Below are 16,987 nucleotides of genomic sequence, written 5' to 3'. Positions count from 1 at the left end.
ATTTCACCCGATGGAACCTAAGCCGTCTTCCCCCTCCCATCCTGCTTCCTTAAGGCTCCGTGTAATCCACAGACACCGTCCCAAAATACGCCTCGCTTCCCTCAGGAACCCAATAAGTGTAAGTCGCCAACTCATAGTCGTCATCGACTCCCTGCGTCGTTACCTCCACCCCATTCGGCTCAACAAACGATGACAAGCGAGGACTCGCAAGCAACGCATAGTCGAGATTGGGCGCATTCTTCCGGCGAATGACTCTTGCCTGCAAGGCCAGTCGCTCCCCCACCTTCTCCACACGCAACACCGGCAATCCCTGAGTCGAATGCACCGTGCCCGATCTCAGATGAGCATCCGCCACAGCCGGATTCAAATTGAACGCCATCTCCAATGAATTCGGCAACCCATCCCCATCCGGATCGCGGTCCGCACCTTGGTCCTCCCCGGTTAGACCAAACAACCCCGCATACGACTCAGCGTCCACTCCCGCCTGCGGCAAACTCCACAGCCCATGCTCACCATCGCGGCTCGCAAGCAACACGTCCACCGCTCCATCCCCCGTGAAATCGGCCGCCGCCAAACCCCATGTCGACCGCGCCGGAAGACTTTGAGTCAAAACAAACTGTCCACTTCCATCGTTCTGATAGATCCAATCGACGGCCTTGCCATTGAGGCCATTGCCGATCCAAAGGTCCGGCGCGTCGTCCCCATTCGCATCAACCCATGCCAGAGCCTGAGTCTGCCCATTGCCAATCGAGGCGCCGCTGGCCGAGAAAACTCCATCACCGTCGTTGAGGTAGATCACACTCGCAGCACCACGGTTTCCACACACCAAATCCGGATCCCCATCGTCGTCCACATCACCCGCAAGCAGTGCCGTCGTCCGTGACGCCCCCAACGCTTGACCCGACGTCACAAAGCCCCCGGATCCGTCATTCAACCAAACCTCATTCGGTGCATTGTTGACCGCCAGGGCTGCATCCAAATCCCCATCGTCATCGACGTCCACCAGCACCAGATCAAAGCAATAACTGCTCCCCAATTCATCCATCCGGGTAAAGGACCCTCCCCCGCCATTGAGGTAGACGTGATTCTGTCCACTATAAATCCCATACATTTGGGTGGCAGCCACAATATCGAGATCCAGGTCCCCATCGACATCGGCCGTGACAAGCGCCTCGGTGGGCCCGCTCGACTCCAAGACCGCCACCTGCTGGAATCCCCCCGCACCGTCATTTCTCCAAAGCCGGGTCTGACAATCGGCCAAGGCAGAATACTCAATCGTTCCAACCACCAGATCCGGATCGTCATCGCCGTCGAAATCTCCAAACGCCAGAGATCCGACGCTGTTACCAAAGCCGTTGGGTAGCGCCGCCCCCCATTCCGTCAGCTCCCCGGTTCCATCATTGAAGAGAATCCGCACATTGCCACCCACCGCTCCCATCGCCGCGTCGAGATCTCCGTCGCCGTCCACATCCGCGTAGGCCACGCTGGTGATCGCTCCCCCACCCAATCTCTGGCCACTATCCCCGATGTAGATCGGCGCCGCTGCGCCCAGCCACACCTCAGAAGGATCCAGGTTCCCACTCAACAGCAAATCCGGCCGGGCGTCCCCATTCAGCGAACCGCTCACCAAACTGATAATTCTCCCGTACCCCAGAGCACGACCACTGTCGCTGAACTGGCCGGATCCGTCATTGATCCACACCTTGTTCGGCTGGGTGCTATTGGTGCCCTCCACCGCGTCAAGGTCCCCATCACCATCCAAATCCACCAATTCGACGTCGAAGGAATACTCCGTCCCAATCCTCTGGCCACTGTCCGTAAAAACTCCGTGACCATCATTCAGCCAGACCTCCGCCCCCTCCGACGGGACCGCATTCTGGCCATTGGCAAACCAGATGTCCAAATCTTCATCTCCGTCCAGATCGCCCAACTCCACCCCGAAAGTCCCAGCATACCCAAAGGCATTGGAACTTTCGGTGAACGCTCCATTTCCATCGTTCAGCCAAACGGCATTCGTTCCATTGCTTGCGAACACCAAATCCAGATCCTCATCCCCATCCACGTCGCCAGCATCCACCTGCCGCGTGAACAACATCCCCAGACTCTGACCACTGTCGGTGAAGACCCCGTCGCCATCATTCAGGAAAATCCGATTCGCGCTCGTCGAACTGTCCGTCGGCACCACCGCATCCAAATCCTCGTCCCCATCGACATCCACCAACTTCACGTCGCTCCATTCCGCGACGCTGCCGATGCTCTGTCCGCTGTTTGAAAAGACGCCATTCCCGTCATTCAACCAAACCTCGCAGGAGTTCAGATAGCGCGCAAAGAACACATCAAGGTCCCCATCGTCATCCACATCTCCAAACGCGGCTTCCGCCGCACTCGGCAACGCTTCTGCCCCTTCCGCTTGAGTCAACACGCCGTTCCCATTGTTGAGCAGCAGAATCGATCCATCGGTATCCGCAGTCAGAATCGCATCCACGTCCCCATCGCCATCCACATCCCCTAAGGCAGCTCCTTGCCCTGTCGTGCCATCATAGGGAATCTCCCAAATCGGCTCGAAATCCGCCGCCCGCAATTCTCGCGGCACAAAGCCGACCGACAATAAAATCAGGCATAAAGACAACGGATGCGAAGCACACGTCAGGGGTGTCAAATGAGCAGTCAACATGCGAACCAAGCAGGGTTTCAGGCTTCCTTGAAATCGGGCGAATTCGTGAATCCCCCATCAACCATGACCTCCTCGAACAGGATCATTCAAGGCATGCAAAAGAGATGGAGACCCTACCCCTAGGGGACTCCTCCAACTTCGGGCAAGCACCAATGCCTCTAACAACGGATCCGTTGCCCCTTAGGCACCTCGCATCTTGCACGCTTTCCCATGCAGCTTGGCACCGCCCCTAGGGCTCGCAGGATTTCCCGAACCTTCCAGCCTCCGGAAAAACGCGCTATCACTCAATCAGCCACCACCCGCGGTCTCGATGCTGCACCCTCTGGCATCGTACCTGCAGGCGCGACGACGATGTTTGGGTTTCTGCCAACAGAACAACTGACGGATGACGATCGCGAAAAAGGCCTCAAAGTCTTCACCTGGGAATGCCTCGGTTCCCACGCCATGACCATTCTCGTGACCGGTGCTTTTCTTCCCGGCATGGCTCTCGCCCTTCAGGCGAACAACTTCATCATCGGCCTCCTCGCCAGCTTCGCGCCGATCGCTCAAATGGCACAGATTCCCGCCATCTTGCTGATCGAGAAAGTCCGACGACGCAAGCTCGTCAGCGTTGTCGCCGCCCTTGCATCCCGACTCTTTTTGGTCGCCGCCGCCCTCGTTCCCTTTCTTGCACCGGACGGTTCCAAGGTTGGCTTGTTCACCACCTTCATGATTCTTTTCTTCATCGGGGGGGCTTTTGCCGGGTGCTCCACCGCCTCCCTGATCAAAGACCTGCTGCCCGAAAAATCCCGCGGTTCGATCCTCGCTTCCCGCCTCTCTGCCGCCACGGCTCTCGGGGCTCTCCTCAGCCTCGGCGGAGGATTTGGCATCGCCCCTCTCTCCCAAATGCTAGGGGGAGATGCCCCCGCCTATGCCGTCGTCTTTTTGGCGGCCTCCCTCTTTGGACTCGTGGCGGCAGTCGCCGTCGGCTTCATGCCTGAACCCCGCATGACTCCCAGCGAACCCGGCACTCGCTGGCTCACACGACTCATCACTCCAGTCCAAGATCCGAACTTCCGCCGCCTCCTCATCTTTTCCGCGTCGTGGAGTTTCACCGTGATCATGTCCGGAGCCTTTTTCGCCGTCTACATTCTCAAACGCATCGGGCTCCCCATGAGCGGCGTCATCCTCCTCGCCATGCTCAGCCAAGTCACCAACATCTATTTCTTCCGCGTTTGGGGCCGCATCGCCGACCGCTTCAGCAACAAGAGCGTGCTCGCCGTGACTGTACCTCTGTTCATCGTCTTGCTGATCCTCTACCCCTTCACCACGATGCCGGAACGTTACGCCCTCACGGTTCCCCTCCTGGTCTTGATTCACTTCATCGGCGGCATCTCCACAGCAGGGTTCAATCTTTGTTCGGCCAACATCGCCTTACGGCTCGCCCCGCACGGCAACGCCACCTCTTACCTCGGCACCAATGCCTTTTGCGCCGGCCTCGCGGCCGCCATCGCGCCCATCGTCGGTGGTGCCTTGGGCAGTTATTTTGCCACCAAGGAGATCAGCCTCGACCTCTTTTACCGGCACGATTTTTCCCAAACCGATTCGGCTCTTAATTTTTCCGCTGTCAGCTTCCGTGGCATCGACTTTGTCTTTTTTGCCGCTGCCCTCACTGGCCTCTATGCTTGGCACCGCCTGTCACTCATCGACGAAGAAGGCACCATCAGTGAATCCGCCGTCCGCGATCAGGTCTTTGCGTCGGTTCGCAGCAGCATCTTCACCAGTTCCGGCCTCAACATGGGCATGCGCCGCATGACGGCCTTTCCCTATGAGATGCTCAAGAAAACCAGCCGCGGCGCCAGCTCGAGCCTGTCCCGCGCTGCGCGCGCCATGAACCTCAAAAAGGACCGTCCACCCCAGCGTCCTTGAAAAGCTCGAGGCGGCCACGCTCTCCTCCCAACACCCATCTCAATGCCCATCCCGATCCCCCCGTGGATCGACGCCTTTTCGAATCGGTCCCTTTCCGGGACCGGTTCTCGCCGGCCCTCGAATCGCAAAAATCCATTTTTTGCGAACGGCTGGCCCCGACAGGACATGCAACCGATGGCAGGCACCCAACCCAGCCCAAACCCAGGCGTGCCAGCATGATCCAAACCCATGAAATCCATCCTTCCGATTGCCTTCCTCATTCCCTTTTCCGCCCAAGCCCAACTGATCTTTTCCGATACCTTTGACCTCAGCGAAGGAAGCTCCAACACCACAGGCTTCGGAACCGACGGGGTCAACTCCTCATTGGAATCGCGCCTCAGTGGTCAAGCCAGCGTAGACGTCTCGCTCTCCTACTACGCCAGCGGAGCGGCGAAAGCCGATACCGCCTACTCGATCGACGACAATGCGCTCCGCATCGACCCAGCCCCCAACATCGGATCCATCACCCTCACCGCCGATGGCTTCACCGCCTTCGACTTTGGCGACGATCTCCGGGGCAAAATCTACGAGATCAACCTCACGATCGACAACGACACGGTCGACACCATCAATCGCCGTTGCTCGTTCTCGCTTGCCACGGCACCTGCGCAAACGGTGGACGCCGTACCGTTCGGAATCCAGCTCGCCGCAAATGCCAATCAAGCCAGCGCGGAAATCTTCAAACGCATCGATGCCAGTTCGAATCCCAATGGAGGAGATGTCAACCAATCCATCGCCGCCGATCTCCCTTACGGCGAACCCGTCGAATTGCGGCTCGTTTTTCAAGATGTCGACACCACCATCGGGCAACTGTCGACCTACGAGATCTACCTGAATGACGGAACGACTCCCATCGACAGTGGAAACTTCGGGATTTCACTCACCTCCCGCTACCTCGTCTTCGACATCGCACCCAATTCCGGGCCGATCCATTTCGACAACCTCTCTGTCACCGTCACCGGAGACGCCCCCGAACCTCCGGTGATCACGGACGATCGCTTCCTCTATTTCGTGGGCGACGACGGAGAAATCTACGGCTTCAGCGGAATTCAAAGCGGTGAGGTTCCGGTCGCAGATGTGGCCAACTTCCGCGGCGGGTTCCACGAGGCCAGCCAATTCGGCTATCGGGAGTACCAGGCATTCACCTGCGACCCCACCTCTGGCATCGTTTACGGCATCAATCTCTACGGAGACGTGGTCACTTGGCCCACCGTCGCCGATTGGTTGAGCAACACCGCCGCCGATATTCCGACGGAGGGCGATCCCCGTTACGAAGCCTTCGATGCGAACTCCATTCACGGGGCCTCCTATGATCCCCATACCGGCGGCTTCTATGTGGTCTACGAAGGGGATGCCACGATCGATGGCGACATCGGCGAGTATGCCACCGTCAGCGACTTCATCACGAACAGCAATGCCACCATCACCACCTCGACCTACGGGGGCAACCTCCTGAACTTCTACTACTGGGGCGAAGACGCCCCCGGCAATCGACTGGAGCCACACAATCTTGCCGGCGCGAACTACTTCCAAGCCTCTGGAGGGGGCCAACTTGAGGGCTTCCAAACCCTCGCGGAATATGCTGCCAATCCGGAAAATCGAACCTTTCAGAAACCCGGATTCTGCACGGGCTGCATCGCGGCATTCGCCCTCCCCATGCCCATCATTCCCGATCTGCATTTCAGACTGACCGCATTGCAGCGCGACGGTGCCGGATCCACCACTCATGCGACACTGGAGTTTGATCCTCAACCGTCCACCACCTACTCCATTTCAGCGTCCCCCGATCTGATGTCTCCCTTCACACCCGTTCCCGGATTCGAAGATGTCGCCAACTCTCCCATCATCATTCCCGTCCCTTCTGGATTTGAAACCCGTGGGTTCTTCAGAATCACGGAAAACCCCTAACGTCCCTCCCCAACCGATAAAAGGCGAGCCGCTTCGGCCCGCCTTTTTGAAGGTTTGTCGGAGAGCGCGTGGACAAGCTCTCAATGTCGAGTGATCCAGATCTCCTTTTCTCCGGCGGTCAGCAGAGTCTGGGTCGCATCGGCATAGTATTTCAGAGCTTCCAACACCGAGATCTTTCTGAAACGCAGTTCCGGAAGCATCTGGTGCTCGTCGACTTTCTGAGGATCGATTCGGATGACGAATGCCGGCTCACCCGCGGAGGCCTCGCGAACTTGCTGATTGAGCTGATTCACAGCCTCAACAAGCGCGGCCCCCACCAGCTCGATCTCGGGAACGACGATCGCCTTGGCAGCAGAAATCATCTCCGCATCCGCTGTCCGCGGCGCCTTCGGCATCGACTCCGCTTCCCGCGGGCTCAACACGATTCCCGTGTCGCCCACCTCAATGCGCAAGCCGTTGGATTCCGCCACCACTTCCAGCGCTTTCCGCAGGGAAACACGATCGCTCTCGAAAGTGACTCGCTTGGGCTGGAATCCTCGAGGAGCTCGGATCATCAAGCTCACCTCTTTGGGCAACTCAGCCTTGGCGATTTCAGCCGCCTTCCGCAGAGCAGTTCGCAGATCATCCACGGCCTCCTCCAGCGCGCAATCCTTCCAGTGCAACTCTGGAAGGATCACCGCATCCAGGCACTTCTCCAAGGCCACCTGCGATGGATCCAGCTCTCCAACCGCCATCGGAGTCCGTGGAGTATCCCGAGGGCCTCTCTCTCGCGTTTGAGTGGCCCCCAGCAGCGTGAGACATCCCATGCAGGTCACGCCCACCGCGGCCCAGGCAGGGTGACTTCTGCGCGGACAGGCAATCTCTCGAATCCGCTCTTTCAGGGCCGAACGGCTCTCGAAGATTCCCACCAATCCCGGGCATCGTCTCACGGGACCCATCGACGCATGCAAGGTCAACAACGCATGCCCATAGTCCGATCGACGATCGTCTCCACTCAGAGCCAGCACCTGTGCGTCGCACGCCGCCTCCCGATCCACCCGCATCCGGGAAAACGCCAACCACACCACCGGATTGAACCAGTGCATCGCTTGGATCACCCAACTGAGCGCATTCAGAGGCAGGTCGAAACGCTTCAGATGCATCAGCTCATGCAGCAGAATCAAACGCGCCTGACCTTCCCCCAAGCTCCCAGGAAAACCCGCCGGCAACAACAGCACCGGCCGGAAAACACCCGTCACCGCGGGACTCTCCACACCGCGCGAGACCATCACTTCCGGGGCCTTCGCCAGACCTACTTCTTTCACGGCTTCATCCACCCATCTCGACAAACTCTCGCAAGTCGGAACCTTCGCAGCACGCATGCGACCCAGCACTCTCCGGTGCGCCAAAATGCTGAACCCCAGAAGTCCACCACAGCCACCGAGCCAGATCATCGCCAGCGGATTCCACTGCCAATTCGACTTCATCTTCGTCTCCGGAGTGAAAACGACTTCCGCCCCGGCAACCTTCTCCACCAACGGAGTTGCAACCTCCCGTCCCGTCATCCCCTGCACTTCGCCGGGGAGGACTCCGAATGGAACCTTGGGCAGGACGGGCAAGGCCAAAACCAACATCAAGGGAAGCCAGAGAGCATGTCTCCAAGCTGCCGGCAAACCGCGCCGCAACAGCCACTGCATCCCGAAGATCGCAAGAGCTACCAACGTGCCCCGTACCGAAGTGGCCACCAGCCACTCAGAAAGGTCTTCAAGCCATTTCATGATCGTCAATTAGGAAAGGTTCGAGTCGGTGGCTTCATCGAGGAGCTTCTTCAACTCCTCGACCTCTTCTGGGCTCAGTCGTGCCTGGCTCGCAAAGTGCACCAACAAAGGTTGGGTCGCACCCTTGAAAATCCTCTCCATGAAGGATTCACTTTCCGCTTCCACGCACTCCTCGCGGGCCACGGCAGGACCATACAGCTTCGGCGATTGGCTTTCGTCTTCCACCTTCAATGCCCCCTTTTCAACCAATCGCGTGATCAAGGTGCGCACTGTATTCTCGGCCCAGTCGGTCTGCTTTTTCAATTGCTTCGCCACCGCGGGTGCCGATCGCGGAGAATCCTCCCACAGCACTTCCATCACGGCCCATTCGGATTCGGATATCTTGGGTGCCTCCATACTTGGACAAAAGTCCATCTCATGCGGAATCGCTTGTCCACTACATTCGTAGGGATCAAGCCCAATATGAAGCGCAGAGCGCGATGGGGTCGCCGATTCCCTCCCTCGCGAGAGGCGGGACAACAGGATAGGGTGGTACGTTTTCATCACTTTAGCGATTCATCCAATAACAGGGATGTTCTTGATCATTTCGGCCTTGGAACCTCCATGATCTCCTCGCGACTTCTGCGCCAGCATGGACCGATTTCCTTAGCTTCCAACACGCCACTACAAACGTAATGATTTGTCCACTACATTTGTAGCGACGAATAACCGATTCACCCCACCACCCATTGCGAACTCCTTCTTTCCATCGCTCTCAACCGATAGATTTTCAGCCACTTTACGTAGTCATTCCCGTTCAACCCATGCTGCATTCCTTGTCTCGATTTTTGCTTCCGGCCTTGCTGACCTGCTCCCTTGTCGCGGCTCCCCGGGAGAGCCATCCACCCACCGATCAGCGGCACTTTCATCCGCCGGATGTCGCGCTTGAGGATCCTCCCCGTCTTGAGAACCCCGACTCGTTTTCCCTCATCGTCCTCGGTGATCCGCAAAGCTACACCAAGTTCGATCTCAATCAGCCCATCTTCGAGTTGATGACCGCTTGGGCGGCCGCCCAGAAGGATCAGCTCAGAGTCAAAACAGTCCTTTGTACCGGCGACTTAGTAGAGCAAAATGACCTGCTCACCACCCATGGTGGCACTCTCTACGAAGGAGGCCGTAATGGCAATCAAACCAGCCAACAGCAATGGGCGAATGTCTCTCGTGCCTTCTGCCGACTCGACGCGGTCTATCCCTACATCTTAGCCACCGGCAACCATGACTACGGTTACGAAAATGCCGAGAACCGCCAGTCACGGTTTTCCCAGTACTTCACCCCTGCCCGGAATGCACTCTGGAACGAAACCCTCGTTGCCACCACTTCCAATGCCTTGGGGACGGCCTCCCTCGAGAACGCTGCCTACCAGTTTCACGATCCGAATTGGGGCAGTCTTCTGATCGTCTCATTGGAATTTGCGCCACGCGATGAAGTGCTCGATTGGGCATCCCGATTGATTTCATCCGATCGATTTGAACATCATCGGGTCATCCTCCTCACCCACTCTTTCCTCGACACGTCCGGTGCCATCATCGAGTCGGCCCCCTATGCCGTTGCCCCCGCCAATCAGGGAGTTCAAGTCTGGGAACGCCTCGTGCGCCCGTCCCACAACATCGGCCTCGTGATCTGCGGGCACTCCGGCGACCCACAAACCATGTCGGTCTCCCGCACCGAACGCAACGCCGACGGCCAGGATGTCCACCTGATGATGTTCAATCCTCAGGCCATCTCTGGCTGGAATGGCAACGGCGGAGATGGGTGGCTGCGCCTGCTGGAGTTTCAGCCAGATGGCCAAACCGTCAAAGCCCGGACCTATTCGCCCCTCTTCGCCGCTTCCCAAACCACCGAAGCATTCTCCTGGAAGCACGACGCCGCCCACGAATTCACCCTCACCCTCGCCCCGGCACCATGAGCTTCCCTGCGCAACTCCACGAATTCTTGCCATGAAAAGGCTCCTCTTTCACCCTTCTGCCTGTCTCTGCTTCCTTCTCATCGCCTTCGGTTCTTCTCGACTCGCGGCAGCTGCGGATCGCCCCAATATTCTGGTGATGATCAGCGACGATCAGTCGTTTCCTCATACCTCCGCGTATGGCTCCAAAATGGTGGCGACTCCCCACTTTGATCGCATCTCCGCCGAGGGCATGCTTTTCACTCAGGCCTTCTGCGCCTCCCCTGGTTGCAGTCCCTCCCGCGCCGCCTTTCTCACCGGTCGGCACATCTGGCAAATCGAGCACGCCGGCACCCACGACTCATCCTTTGGCAAACGCTACCGCACCTTCGTCGATCTCCTGGAAGAGTCCGGCTACCACGCTGGCTATGTGGGAAAAGGCTGGGGACCCGGGAACTGGAAGGCCGACGGCCGTACTCAGAACCCCGCCGGCCCCAGTTATGGCGGTCATCAGCGTCCCTATGCCAAGGCCTTTGCCCGCTTCCTCAAAGAACGTCCCGCAGGCGCCCCATTCGTTTTCTGGTTCGGTTCTTCCGACCCTCATCGCAGCTACGAGAAAGGCAGTGGACTCAGATCCGGAAAAACTCTCGACCAGGCCGAAGTGCCTCCCTTCCTCCCCGACACCCCGGAAATCCGAAGCGACCTTCTTGACTACGCCTTTGAAATCGAGCGCTTCGACCGGGACTGCGGCGAGATCCTCGAGTTGCTACGAGCATCGGGTGAATACGATCGCACCCTCATCATCATCACCAGCGACAATGGCATGCCCTTCCCCTACTCCAAAGCCAATTGCAACGAGTTCGGGCTGCACATGCCCCTCGCCATCTCATGGCCGGATCACGCGCCTGCAGGCAGGAAATCCGATCGACTTGTCAGCCAGATCGATCTCACCGCCACCCTTTGTGAGGCCACCGGCATGCATCCCCCCTCCGATCTTCCGCATTCTGGCCACAGCTTCCTTCCCCTTCTTCAGGGCATCGACTCCTCCGCCGGTCCTTCCGTTATTTTCGCAGGTCGTGAGCGCCATTCGTCATCCCGCTTTCACTCGCTTGGCTTCCCGCAGCGTTGCCTCCGAACCCCGACGCATCTCTATATCCGCAATTTCAAACCCGAACGCTGGCCTGCAGGACCTGGGCAAACATTCACCGCCGGCCCCCAATCCCCCCTCAGCGAGGCCCACGCGGGCTACCACGATATCGACGCCTCGCCGTCACTCGACGAACTCATCGCCCACCGCGACGATCCCGGGGTCGCCTCCTTCTTCCATCTCGCCGTGGATCACCGCCCCTCCGAAGAACTTTACGATATCGTCACGGATCCTGGCTGCCTTCACAACCTCGCCGGAGTGCCGGCCCACGATGCCCTGAGAACGCAGCTCGCTCACCAACTTGAGACTTACCTGAAGGAAACCTCCGATCCTCGAGTGCTTGGCATGGGAGACATTTTCGAAACCTATCCGCGCTACTCGCCGATCCGTTGGTTTCCTGAGCCGGCCTGGGCTCACGACCACCCCGAATCCGTGCCCCCAACCCCATGGCGCCCCGAGGCCCCGTGAGATCGGTGGGTCTCGTTCCCTAAATCCGCCCACTGAGCGGACCCGGCCACCTTCCTCCATCGAGGTCCTAACGGCCGGTCACTGCCAGTCTGCCTAGGCGCCAAAGAGGTCGGAGAAATTTCGCAGTTTCACCTCGGATTCGGACCCTTTCTTGAATCCGAAGCCAAATTGCCCTAGGCATGCCAGAACCAGCACGAGCCGTGCGCTTCACCCCACCTAGGCCCATGCATGTTCTCATTCGTTCCATCGCCGCCGCCTGCACCCTCTCATCCGCTCTGGCCACGATTTGGCACGTCGATGCCTCGAATCGCATCGCCTCACCCAACGGAAAGACCTGGAAGGAAGCATTTCCCGACCTTCAAAAAGCCCTTCTCGAAACCGTACCCGGAGACACCATCCGCATCGCGGAGGGAACCTATTTCCCCGGAACCTCCCCTGAAAAAACCTTCCTCCTTGCCGGCGAAATTCTCCTCGAAGGCGGCTATCCTGCCGGCGGCGGAACACGCGATTCCGAACAGCACAAAACCGTCTTTTCAGGCGACTACTCGGGATCCATTCCTGACAACAATGGCGACGGATTGCCCGACGGGAAGCCCTATGGCGGTGCCTCATTCTACACCGACCGACTGGTCACTGTGGAGCCCGCTCCCGGAACCACCATCCTCGACGGCATCTGGTTCGTCGCAGCCTGCCCCGACGGCACCGGCAGCCTCACCCCCTTGGGTGGAGCAATCTGTTGCAAATCCGGCGGCGCCCTCGAAGTCCGCGATTGTCGCTTCCTCAATCATAGTGCCGAAGGTCATAGCAGTAGCAGCCTCGGGATGGTCGTCTGCTACCTCCAGGGGGAAAACGACCCCTCAGATGTCATCTTCGAACGCTGCCTTTTCAGTAGCAATGGCAACGACAATCAGCCTTACGGCAGCGGGACCGCCGGCTACTTCGAGACCCCCTCAGTGCGGCTGGTCGATTGTGAATTCTACGACAATCTTGGTACTTTCGGAGCCGCACTCTACATCCGTGGAAACGTGTCAGAGGGCTCTCCACCTCGCACCACCCTCGCTCGCTGCCAATTTCGCGGCAATGACGCCCAGAATGCAGGAGCTGCGGTCTATTTCCAAGGATCCTGTGATCTCGAAATCGTGAACTCCCTTTTCTGGGGAAACCATTCCGGCCAACATGGATTCCCCTATGTGCATAGTGGTGCCATCTACCTCGGCTGCGACGGGCCCGCCCGCTTCACCCACAATACTTTCGCCTACAACACCACGGGGGGAGACATCCATCAGTCACCCTCGCTTGGCGCGGCAGTGGGGCTCTCCTCCCAAGGCCAACCCACCCTTTTCCAAGGAAACCTCTTCTACGAAAACATCGCCGCAAATGGTTTCCAGCCCTTTCATGGCTCGGTGGGACTTCTCACAGGAAACCACCGAGTCCCTCAATTCATCGCCAACCACGTCACCCAGGAAATCCTCGAAGACGCGGACCCAGACCTGCCTAATCACGGCTACTTCCAATCGGACCCTTTTCATCCCGTCGAATTTGTGCTCCCGGCAACGCTGCAAACCACCACCGTGCAGGGGAAGACGCGATATGAACCCCTGACGGCGGGGGATCCCCATCTCACCTATCCCTCCGCCCTGTCCACCCTTTGGAAAGCCAACCTTCTCAACGACGAATGGGAAAACATCGACGCTTCCGGGAACCTCCGCGTCCTCGGATACGGACCCGACCCCGGGGCCTTCGAACCGGCACCCCCTGCTGGAACCCTACGCATCACCGAGGTCGAGATCGTCGGAAATCGCTTTCTCATCTATTTCGATAGCGATCGCCCGGTGTTCTACGAATGGGGATACGAACTCGACGCGCTCGGACCTTATCCCAACTCCAATCAACCCACCATCTTCCGAGGATCACCCGTCGATGCCTCCGGGTCATTTCCTCGCCGGTTTTTCCGGCTTCGACATGTCGACTGAATCCCGTGCACAGGCCGCCGGACCCATTCAACGTGCCAATGGATTAGCCTCCACACAGGCCAACCTCAAGACCCGTTCCAAGGATCAGTTGGCACCGAAATCATCCTCCTACTCAGGATTGACCTCGTTCTTCAGTGCCTTCCCTTCGAATGCGGAAAACTCCCGATCCGGCTTTTGAGCGCGAAGTTCCTCAAACGCCAAGCGTTGAAATGTTTTCGTGAGATCCGCCGGAAAGCCCATTTCCATGGCCACGGTCTCAGCCCCTCCGAACGACCTCACATCGAGACCAGAAACATCTCCGAACATCACCAAAGCTTCCAAATAACTGCCGTAGATGCTCGCATGATAGTGGTCCCACGCCCACAGCCCGACCTCGCCAAACGAAATCCCGTCGTAAGGATTGTCGTCCGCCACGCCCGCCGCAAAGGCACGATTCCATGCTTCTCCCACCGGAATGACTCCCTTCACCCAAGGGTCGTTCCCTGCCGCGATCGCCTCACAGCCAGCACGCAGATCGATCGCCATTTGGCCCACAGCCGTTCCCTTCCAACGGCCCTCCCCCCGATAGATCTGATCTGCCCGAGACCAGGTCGCTACGAGCCGCAAATCCACCTCAGGATTCTGCTTCACCCACAGATCCACCAGCCCCCCTGCGACACCAATCAGCAAAGTAGCGTCCCCGGGATTTTGTCGATCCAGCAAGCTATGACTCTGCACACACACCACATCCCAACGTTGATCCAACAACTCCGACTTCTCCCGTAGATGCCGATCAAGATTCGCCCCGGGAATCGTCTCATGGAAAACCTCCCAATCCAGCCCGGCCTCCTGCGAAAGCACTTTCACCATCGCCGGCACCCCTCCCCAATGGTTTCCATTGAGATCCACCACTCCCTCGGGCCGGTAGAACTTCGCAGGAGACCCGGCGCCAAAAGTGAACGAATTCCCCACAAAGAGGACCCGCTCCGCCGCCGGAGCCATCCCGAAAACGGAGCCGAACAGCAAAGCGGAAAGGATCAACTTGCGAACCATGCCCCAACCTTCGCGAAGGCGGCGCAACAACAAGCCGGAAGTTCCGGCACCAACCGCAACGTTCCGGCTTCTCAGCGAGGATGGCTCGCCAAGCCCAGCGGGCCTTTGGGCTCGGTGAGACGCCCAATCGCCGGCGTGGACACTCAATCCTCCTTGCTGGGCAAGGGACGAGGCGGAGTGCCCTCGCCTTGAGCTGGACGGGGCGGAACCCCACCCGGCCCTCCATGCCCGCTCCTCCCACCAGACGGTGGGCCCCCACCCGGAGGGCCCGACGGCGCGGCTGGGGTTTCGGAGATCGCCACCTCAATGCTGGCCTGATATCCCTTTTGAGAATCCCCCACAATGGTCAGCATCTCAGTCTCGGTCCCGTCGCTGAAGACATTGTCATTTTCATTGCTCAACACGCGAGTCAGGCTCTTCCCGTAAACATCGACATCGTGGTAGGGACTTTCCTCTCCGTCCGTCAGCGATTCCGGAAAAGCCAACTGCGAAGTCGCCAAAAGCTTGCCATCGAGCCCGTCCACCGTGCCGATCTTCGCATCGGGTGCATACACCTCAAAGTGGATGTGGGTCGCTCGGCCATCATAGCGACCTGGGAAAATCGTTTGGAACCGTACCACGCCTTCTTCATCGGTGGCTTGCACCCCGCGCAGGAAATGATGGTCCTCATGATCGCCACCCGCCATCATCCCACTGTATTGGCTGTAGGCGCCCTGCGCCGTGCAATGCCAGATGTAGACGAAGCATCCCGCCCATGCCTCGCAGTCCCGATCCAGATTGCGAACCTTCAGGCTCAACTCGAAGGGCACTCCCACCTGAGGGTTCTTCCCATCGAAGTCCGAGCGAATGTCCCGACGCAGCACCCGGGGATCCGTAAGCACATTCTTGATCGCTCCACCACTGGAGTTGCTTCCGTCGGCCGGAAAGGGACCCGCCGTCTCCTGCGCCACTTGTTGGCAACTCCCTCCCACCCTCTCCAGGCCCCCTCCCACGGCAGAGATGGTCGTCACTAGGGACATGCCCAGCACATGACGCCGGGTCATCCCATGCGAATAAGGGGTCGGCCCGTTCACCGAACGTGGCGACTGAGAATCGGAGGAGAGGGGGGAGCTTGCATTCATCACCTCCCTTAAAGCCTTCATTTTACCAGAAGTTGCGCAGGCACTCAGAGAATTCTTGAAAGGACGCAAACCCTTGATGGCCATTCCCATTTTTCTCATTCGCCTTCCGGACTCCCCGGTTCAGGCCTCCTTCCGCAAAATCTTTTCCATCGCCTTCCCCTTGGCGAGTTCGTCGACCAATTTATCGAGATAGCGAATCTCCCTCATCAGCGGATCCTCCACTTCTTCCACTCGGACTCCGCAGACCACTCCTCGAATCCACTGCCGAGCAGGATTCAATTGGGGCGCTCGGGCAAAAAAATCGTCGAATCGAGTTCCTTGGGCGAGTTCCTCCTCCAACTCATCCTGTTGCCATCCTGTGAGCCATCGAAGAATCTCATCCAGCTCTTGCTTGCTCCTCCCCTTCCTCTCCACCTTCGCAAGGTAGAGAGGATACACGCTCGCAAAAGGTGTGGATTCAATCCGGTGTCCCGCCATTCCCCTTTCTCCTTCAAACTCCCCTTCAAAGCAACTCTTCGAGGCAAGGGCAACGCACCAGAGACTTCGATCGCCTCGTTCCACGAATCCACTTCAGGCCCCGTGTCTCCACCGCCAGGTGACGCTTGATGCCGCAAACTTGCTTCCCTGCGTCGTCGCCTTTCTCTTCGGTCGGATTGGTATTTTTGTCGCTCTAGGGATCACTGGGGATCCATCATCAGAACGAGGGCTAGCACTTCTTTTCCAGCAAACGTCCGGTCGCCTTCTACCAGCTCTTTCAGGACCAGCTCCAGATCGGCGAGGCCGGTGGATTCGTCAATGGGATCCGGCCAGAGGTAAGCGGCACCACCTGTGGTTTTTAACCCCCAATGCCGGAGAGAGCGGAATTGCCTTCGTCGGCGGCGCTGCTCACGCCAAACCAGATGGGCTCGTTTGGCGCGCGGGCATCCGTCGCCGATCCGTTCAGCTTGGAGCGTCCCCCTGAAGAGTTGGACAGACAATAAGGAGCTCGAGGAGCGACGGACAAAGGTCCCCTATCAGACGAAGTCGGGGACTTTGTTC

General features: G+C 58.6%; 12 protein-coding genes. 5 read left to right on the top strand and 7 right to left on the bottom strand.

The features are described 5' to 3' along the window. Window positions 1-49 precede the first annotated feature (49 nt). Window positions 50-2,674 carry an FG-GAP repeat domain-containing protein gene (locus tag HNR46_RS14725; protein ID WP_184020132.1) on the bottom strand — a complete coding sequence of 875 codons (2,625 nt, stop codon included), beginning with the start codon at window positions 2,672-2,674 and terminating at the stop codon, window positions 50-52. Between the two features lie 210 nt (window positions 2,675-2,884). Between HNR46_RS14725 and HNR46_RS14720 the strand changes: the two genes are divergently transcribed. Both HNR46_RS14720 and HNR46_RS14715 read left to right on the top strand, forming a co-directional pair. Beyond that, window positions 2,885-4,582, top strand: a complete 1,698-nt coding sequence (locus HNR46_RS14720; protein WP_184020130.1) for an MFS transporter — start codon at window positions 2,885-2,887, stop codon at window positions 4,580-4,582. Between the two features lie 228 nt (window positions 4,583-4,810). Next, entirely contained in the window at window positions 4,811-6,529 is a 1,719-nt protein-coding gene (locus tag HNR46_RS14715; protein WP_184020128.1) for a hypothetical protein, read from the top strand. Window positions 6,530-6,609: 80 nt separating this feature from the next. Here HNR46_RS14715 and HNR46_RS14710 read toward each other — a convergent pair whose 3' ends face one another. Next, window positions 6,610-8,286 (bottom strand): M56 family metallopeptidase, encoded by a 1,677-nt coding sequence (locus HNR46_RS14710; RefSeq protein WP_184020126.1) that lies wholly within the window; start codon window positions 8,284-8,286, stop codon window positions 6,610-6,612. Window positions 8,287-8,295: 9 nt separating this feature from the next. Next, window positions 8,296-8,700, bottom strand: a complete 405-nt coding sequence (locus HNR46_RS14705; protein ID WP_221285190.1) for a BlaI/MecI/CopY family transcriptional regulator — start codon at window positions 8,698-8,700, stop codon at window positions 8,296-8,298. A gap of 401 nt (window positions 8,701-9,101) precedes the next feature. Here HNR46_RS14705 and HNR46_RS14700 point away from each other — a divergent pair, with 401 nt between their 5' ends. From HNR46_RS14700 to HNR46_RS14690, 3 genes are all read left to right on the top strand, one after another. Continuing rightward, window positions 9,102-10,232, top strand: a complete 1,131-nt coding sequence (locus tag HNR46_RS14700; RefSeq protein WP_221285189.1) for a metallophosphoesterase — start codon at window positions 9,102-9,104, stop codon at window positions 10,230-10,232. Window positions 10,233-10,263: 31 nt separating this feature from the next. After that, window positions 10,264-11,823, top strand: a complete 1,560-nt coding sequence (locus HNR46_RS14695; protein ID WP_184020122.1) for a sulfatase family protein — start codon at window positions 10,264-10,266, stop codon at window positions 11,821-11,823. A gap of 224 nt (window positions 11,824-12,047) precedes the next feature. Next, window positions 12,048-13,796, top strand: coding sequence for a right-handed parallel beta-helix repeat-containing protein (locus HNR46_RS14690; RefSeq protein WP_184020120.1), 1,749 nt, complete (start codon window positions 12,048-12,050; stop codon window positions 13,794-13,796). Window positions 13,797-13,904: 108 nt separating this feature from the next. On the opposite strand, the gene HNR46_RS14685 is transcribed toward HNR46_RS14690, so the two are convergent. From HNR46_RS14685 to HNR46_RS14670, 4 genes are all read right to left on the bottom strand, one after another. Continuing rightward, complete coding sequence (locus HNR46_RS14685) at window positions 13,905-14,828, bottom strand: PEP-CTERM sorting domain-containing protein (protein WP_184020118.1); 924 nt, start codon at window positions 14,826-14,828, stop codon at window positions 13,905-13,907. Between the two features lie 143 nt (window positions 14,829-14,971). Next, a complete protein-coding gene (locus HNR46_RS14680) occupies window positions 14,972-15,871 on the bottom strand; it encodes a dioxygenase family protein (RefSeq protein WP_184020116.1) in 900 nt (299 codons plus the stop codon). Between the two features lie 198 nt (window positions 15,872-16,069). Then, window positions 16,070-16,426, bottom strand: coding sequence for a DUF2200 domain-containing protein (locus HNR46_RS14675; protein WP_184020114.1), 357 nt, complete (start codon window positions 16,424-16,426; stop codon window positions 16,070-16,072). A 200-nt stretch (window positions 16,427-16,626) separates the two neighbouring features. Then, entirely contained in the window at window positions 16,627-16,926 is a 300-nt protein-coding gene (locus HNR46_RS14670; RefSeq protein WP_184020112.1) for a hypothetical protein, read from the bottom strand. Window positions 16,927-16,987: the final 61 nt, after the last annotated feature.

The sequence above is a fragment of the Haloferula luteola genome (assembly GCF_014201715.1).
GTDB lineage: Bacteria > Verrucomicrobiota > Verrucomicrobiia > Verrucomicrobiales > Akkermansiaceae > Haloferula > Haloferula luteola.
Note: the sequence above shows the minus strand (reverse complement) of the source record. Positions and strands in the feature narration are given on the sequence as shown.

Excerpts from the sequence above, each read along its gene's own strand:
- HNR46_RS14725 (WP_184020132.1), bottom strand. The coding sequence starts at position 2,674 with ATGTTGACTGCTCATTTGACACCCCTGACGTGTGCTTCGCATCCGTTG.
- HNR46_RS14720 (WP_184020130.1), top strand. The coding sequence starts at position 2,885 with ATGCAGCTTGGCACCGCCCCTAGGGCTCGCAGGATTTCCCGAACCTTC.
- HNR46_RS14715 (WP_184020128.1), top strand. The coding sequence starts at position 4,811 with ATGAAATCCATCCTTCCGATTGCCTTCCTCATTCCCTTTTCCGCCCAA.
- HNR46_RS14710 (WP_184020126.1), bottom strand. The coding sequence starts at position 8,286 with ATGAAATGGCTTGAAGACCTTTCTGAGTGGCTGGTGGCCACTTCGGTA.
- HNR46_RS14705 (WP_221285190.1), bottom strand. The coding sequence starts at position 8,700 with ATGGACTTTTGTCCAAGTATGGAGGCACCCAAGATATCCGAATCCGAA.
- HNR46_RS14695 (WP_184020122.1), top strand. The coding sequence starts at position 10,264 with ATGAAAAGGCTCCTCTTTCACCCTTCTGCCTGTCTCTGCTTCCTTCTC.
- HNR46_RS14690 (WP_184020120.1), top strand. The coding sequence starts at position 12,048 with ATGCATGTTCTCATTCGTTCCATCGCCGCCGCCTGCACCCTCTCATCC.
- HNR46_RS14685 (WP_184020118.1), bottom strand. The coding sequence starts at position 14,828 with ATGGTTCGCAAGTTGATCCTTTCCGCTTTGCTGTTCGGCTCCGTTTTC.
- HNR46_RS14680 (WP_184020116.1), bottom strand. The coding sequence starts at position 15,871 with ATGACCCGGCGTCATGTGCTGGGCATGTCCCTAGTGACGACCATCTCT.
- HNR46_RS14675 (WP_184020114.1), bottom strand. The coding sequence starts at position 16,426 with ATGGCGGGACACCGGATTGAATCCACACCTTTTGCGAGCGTGTATCCT.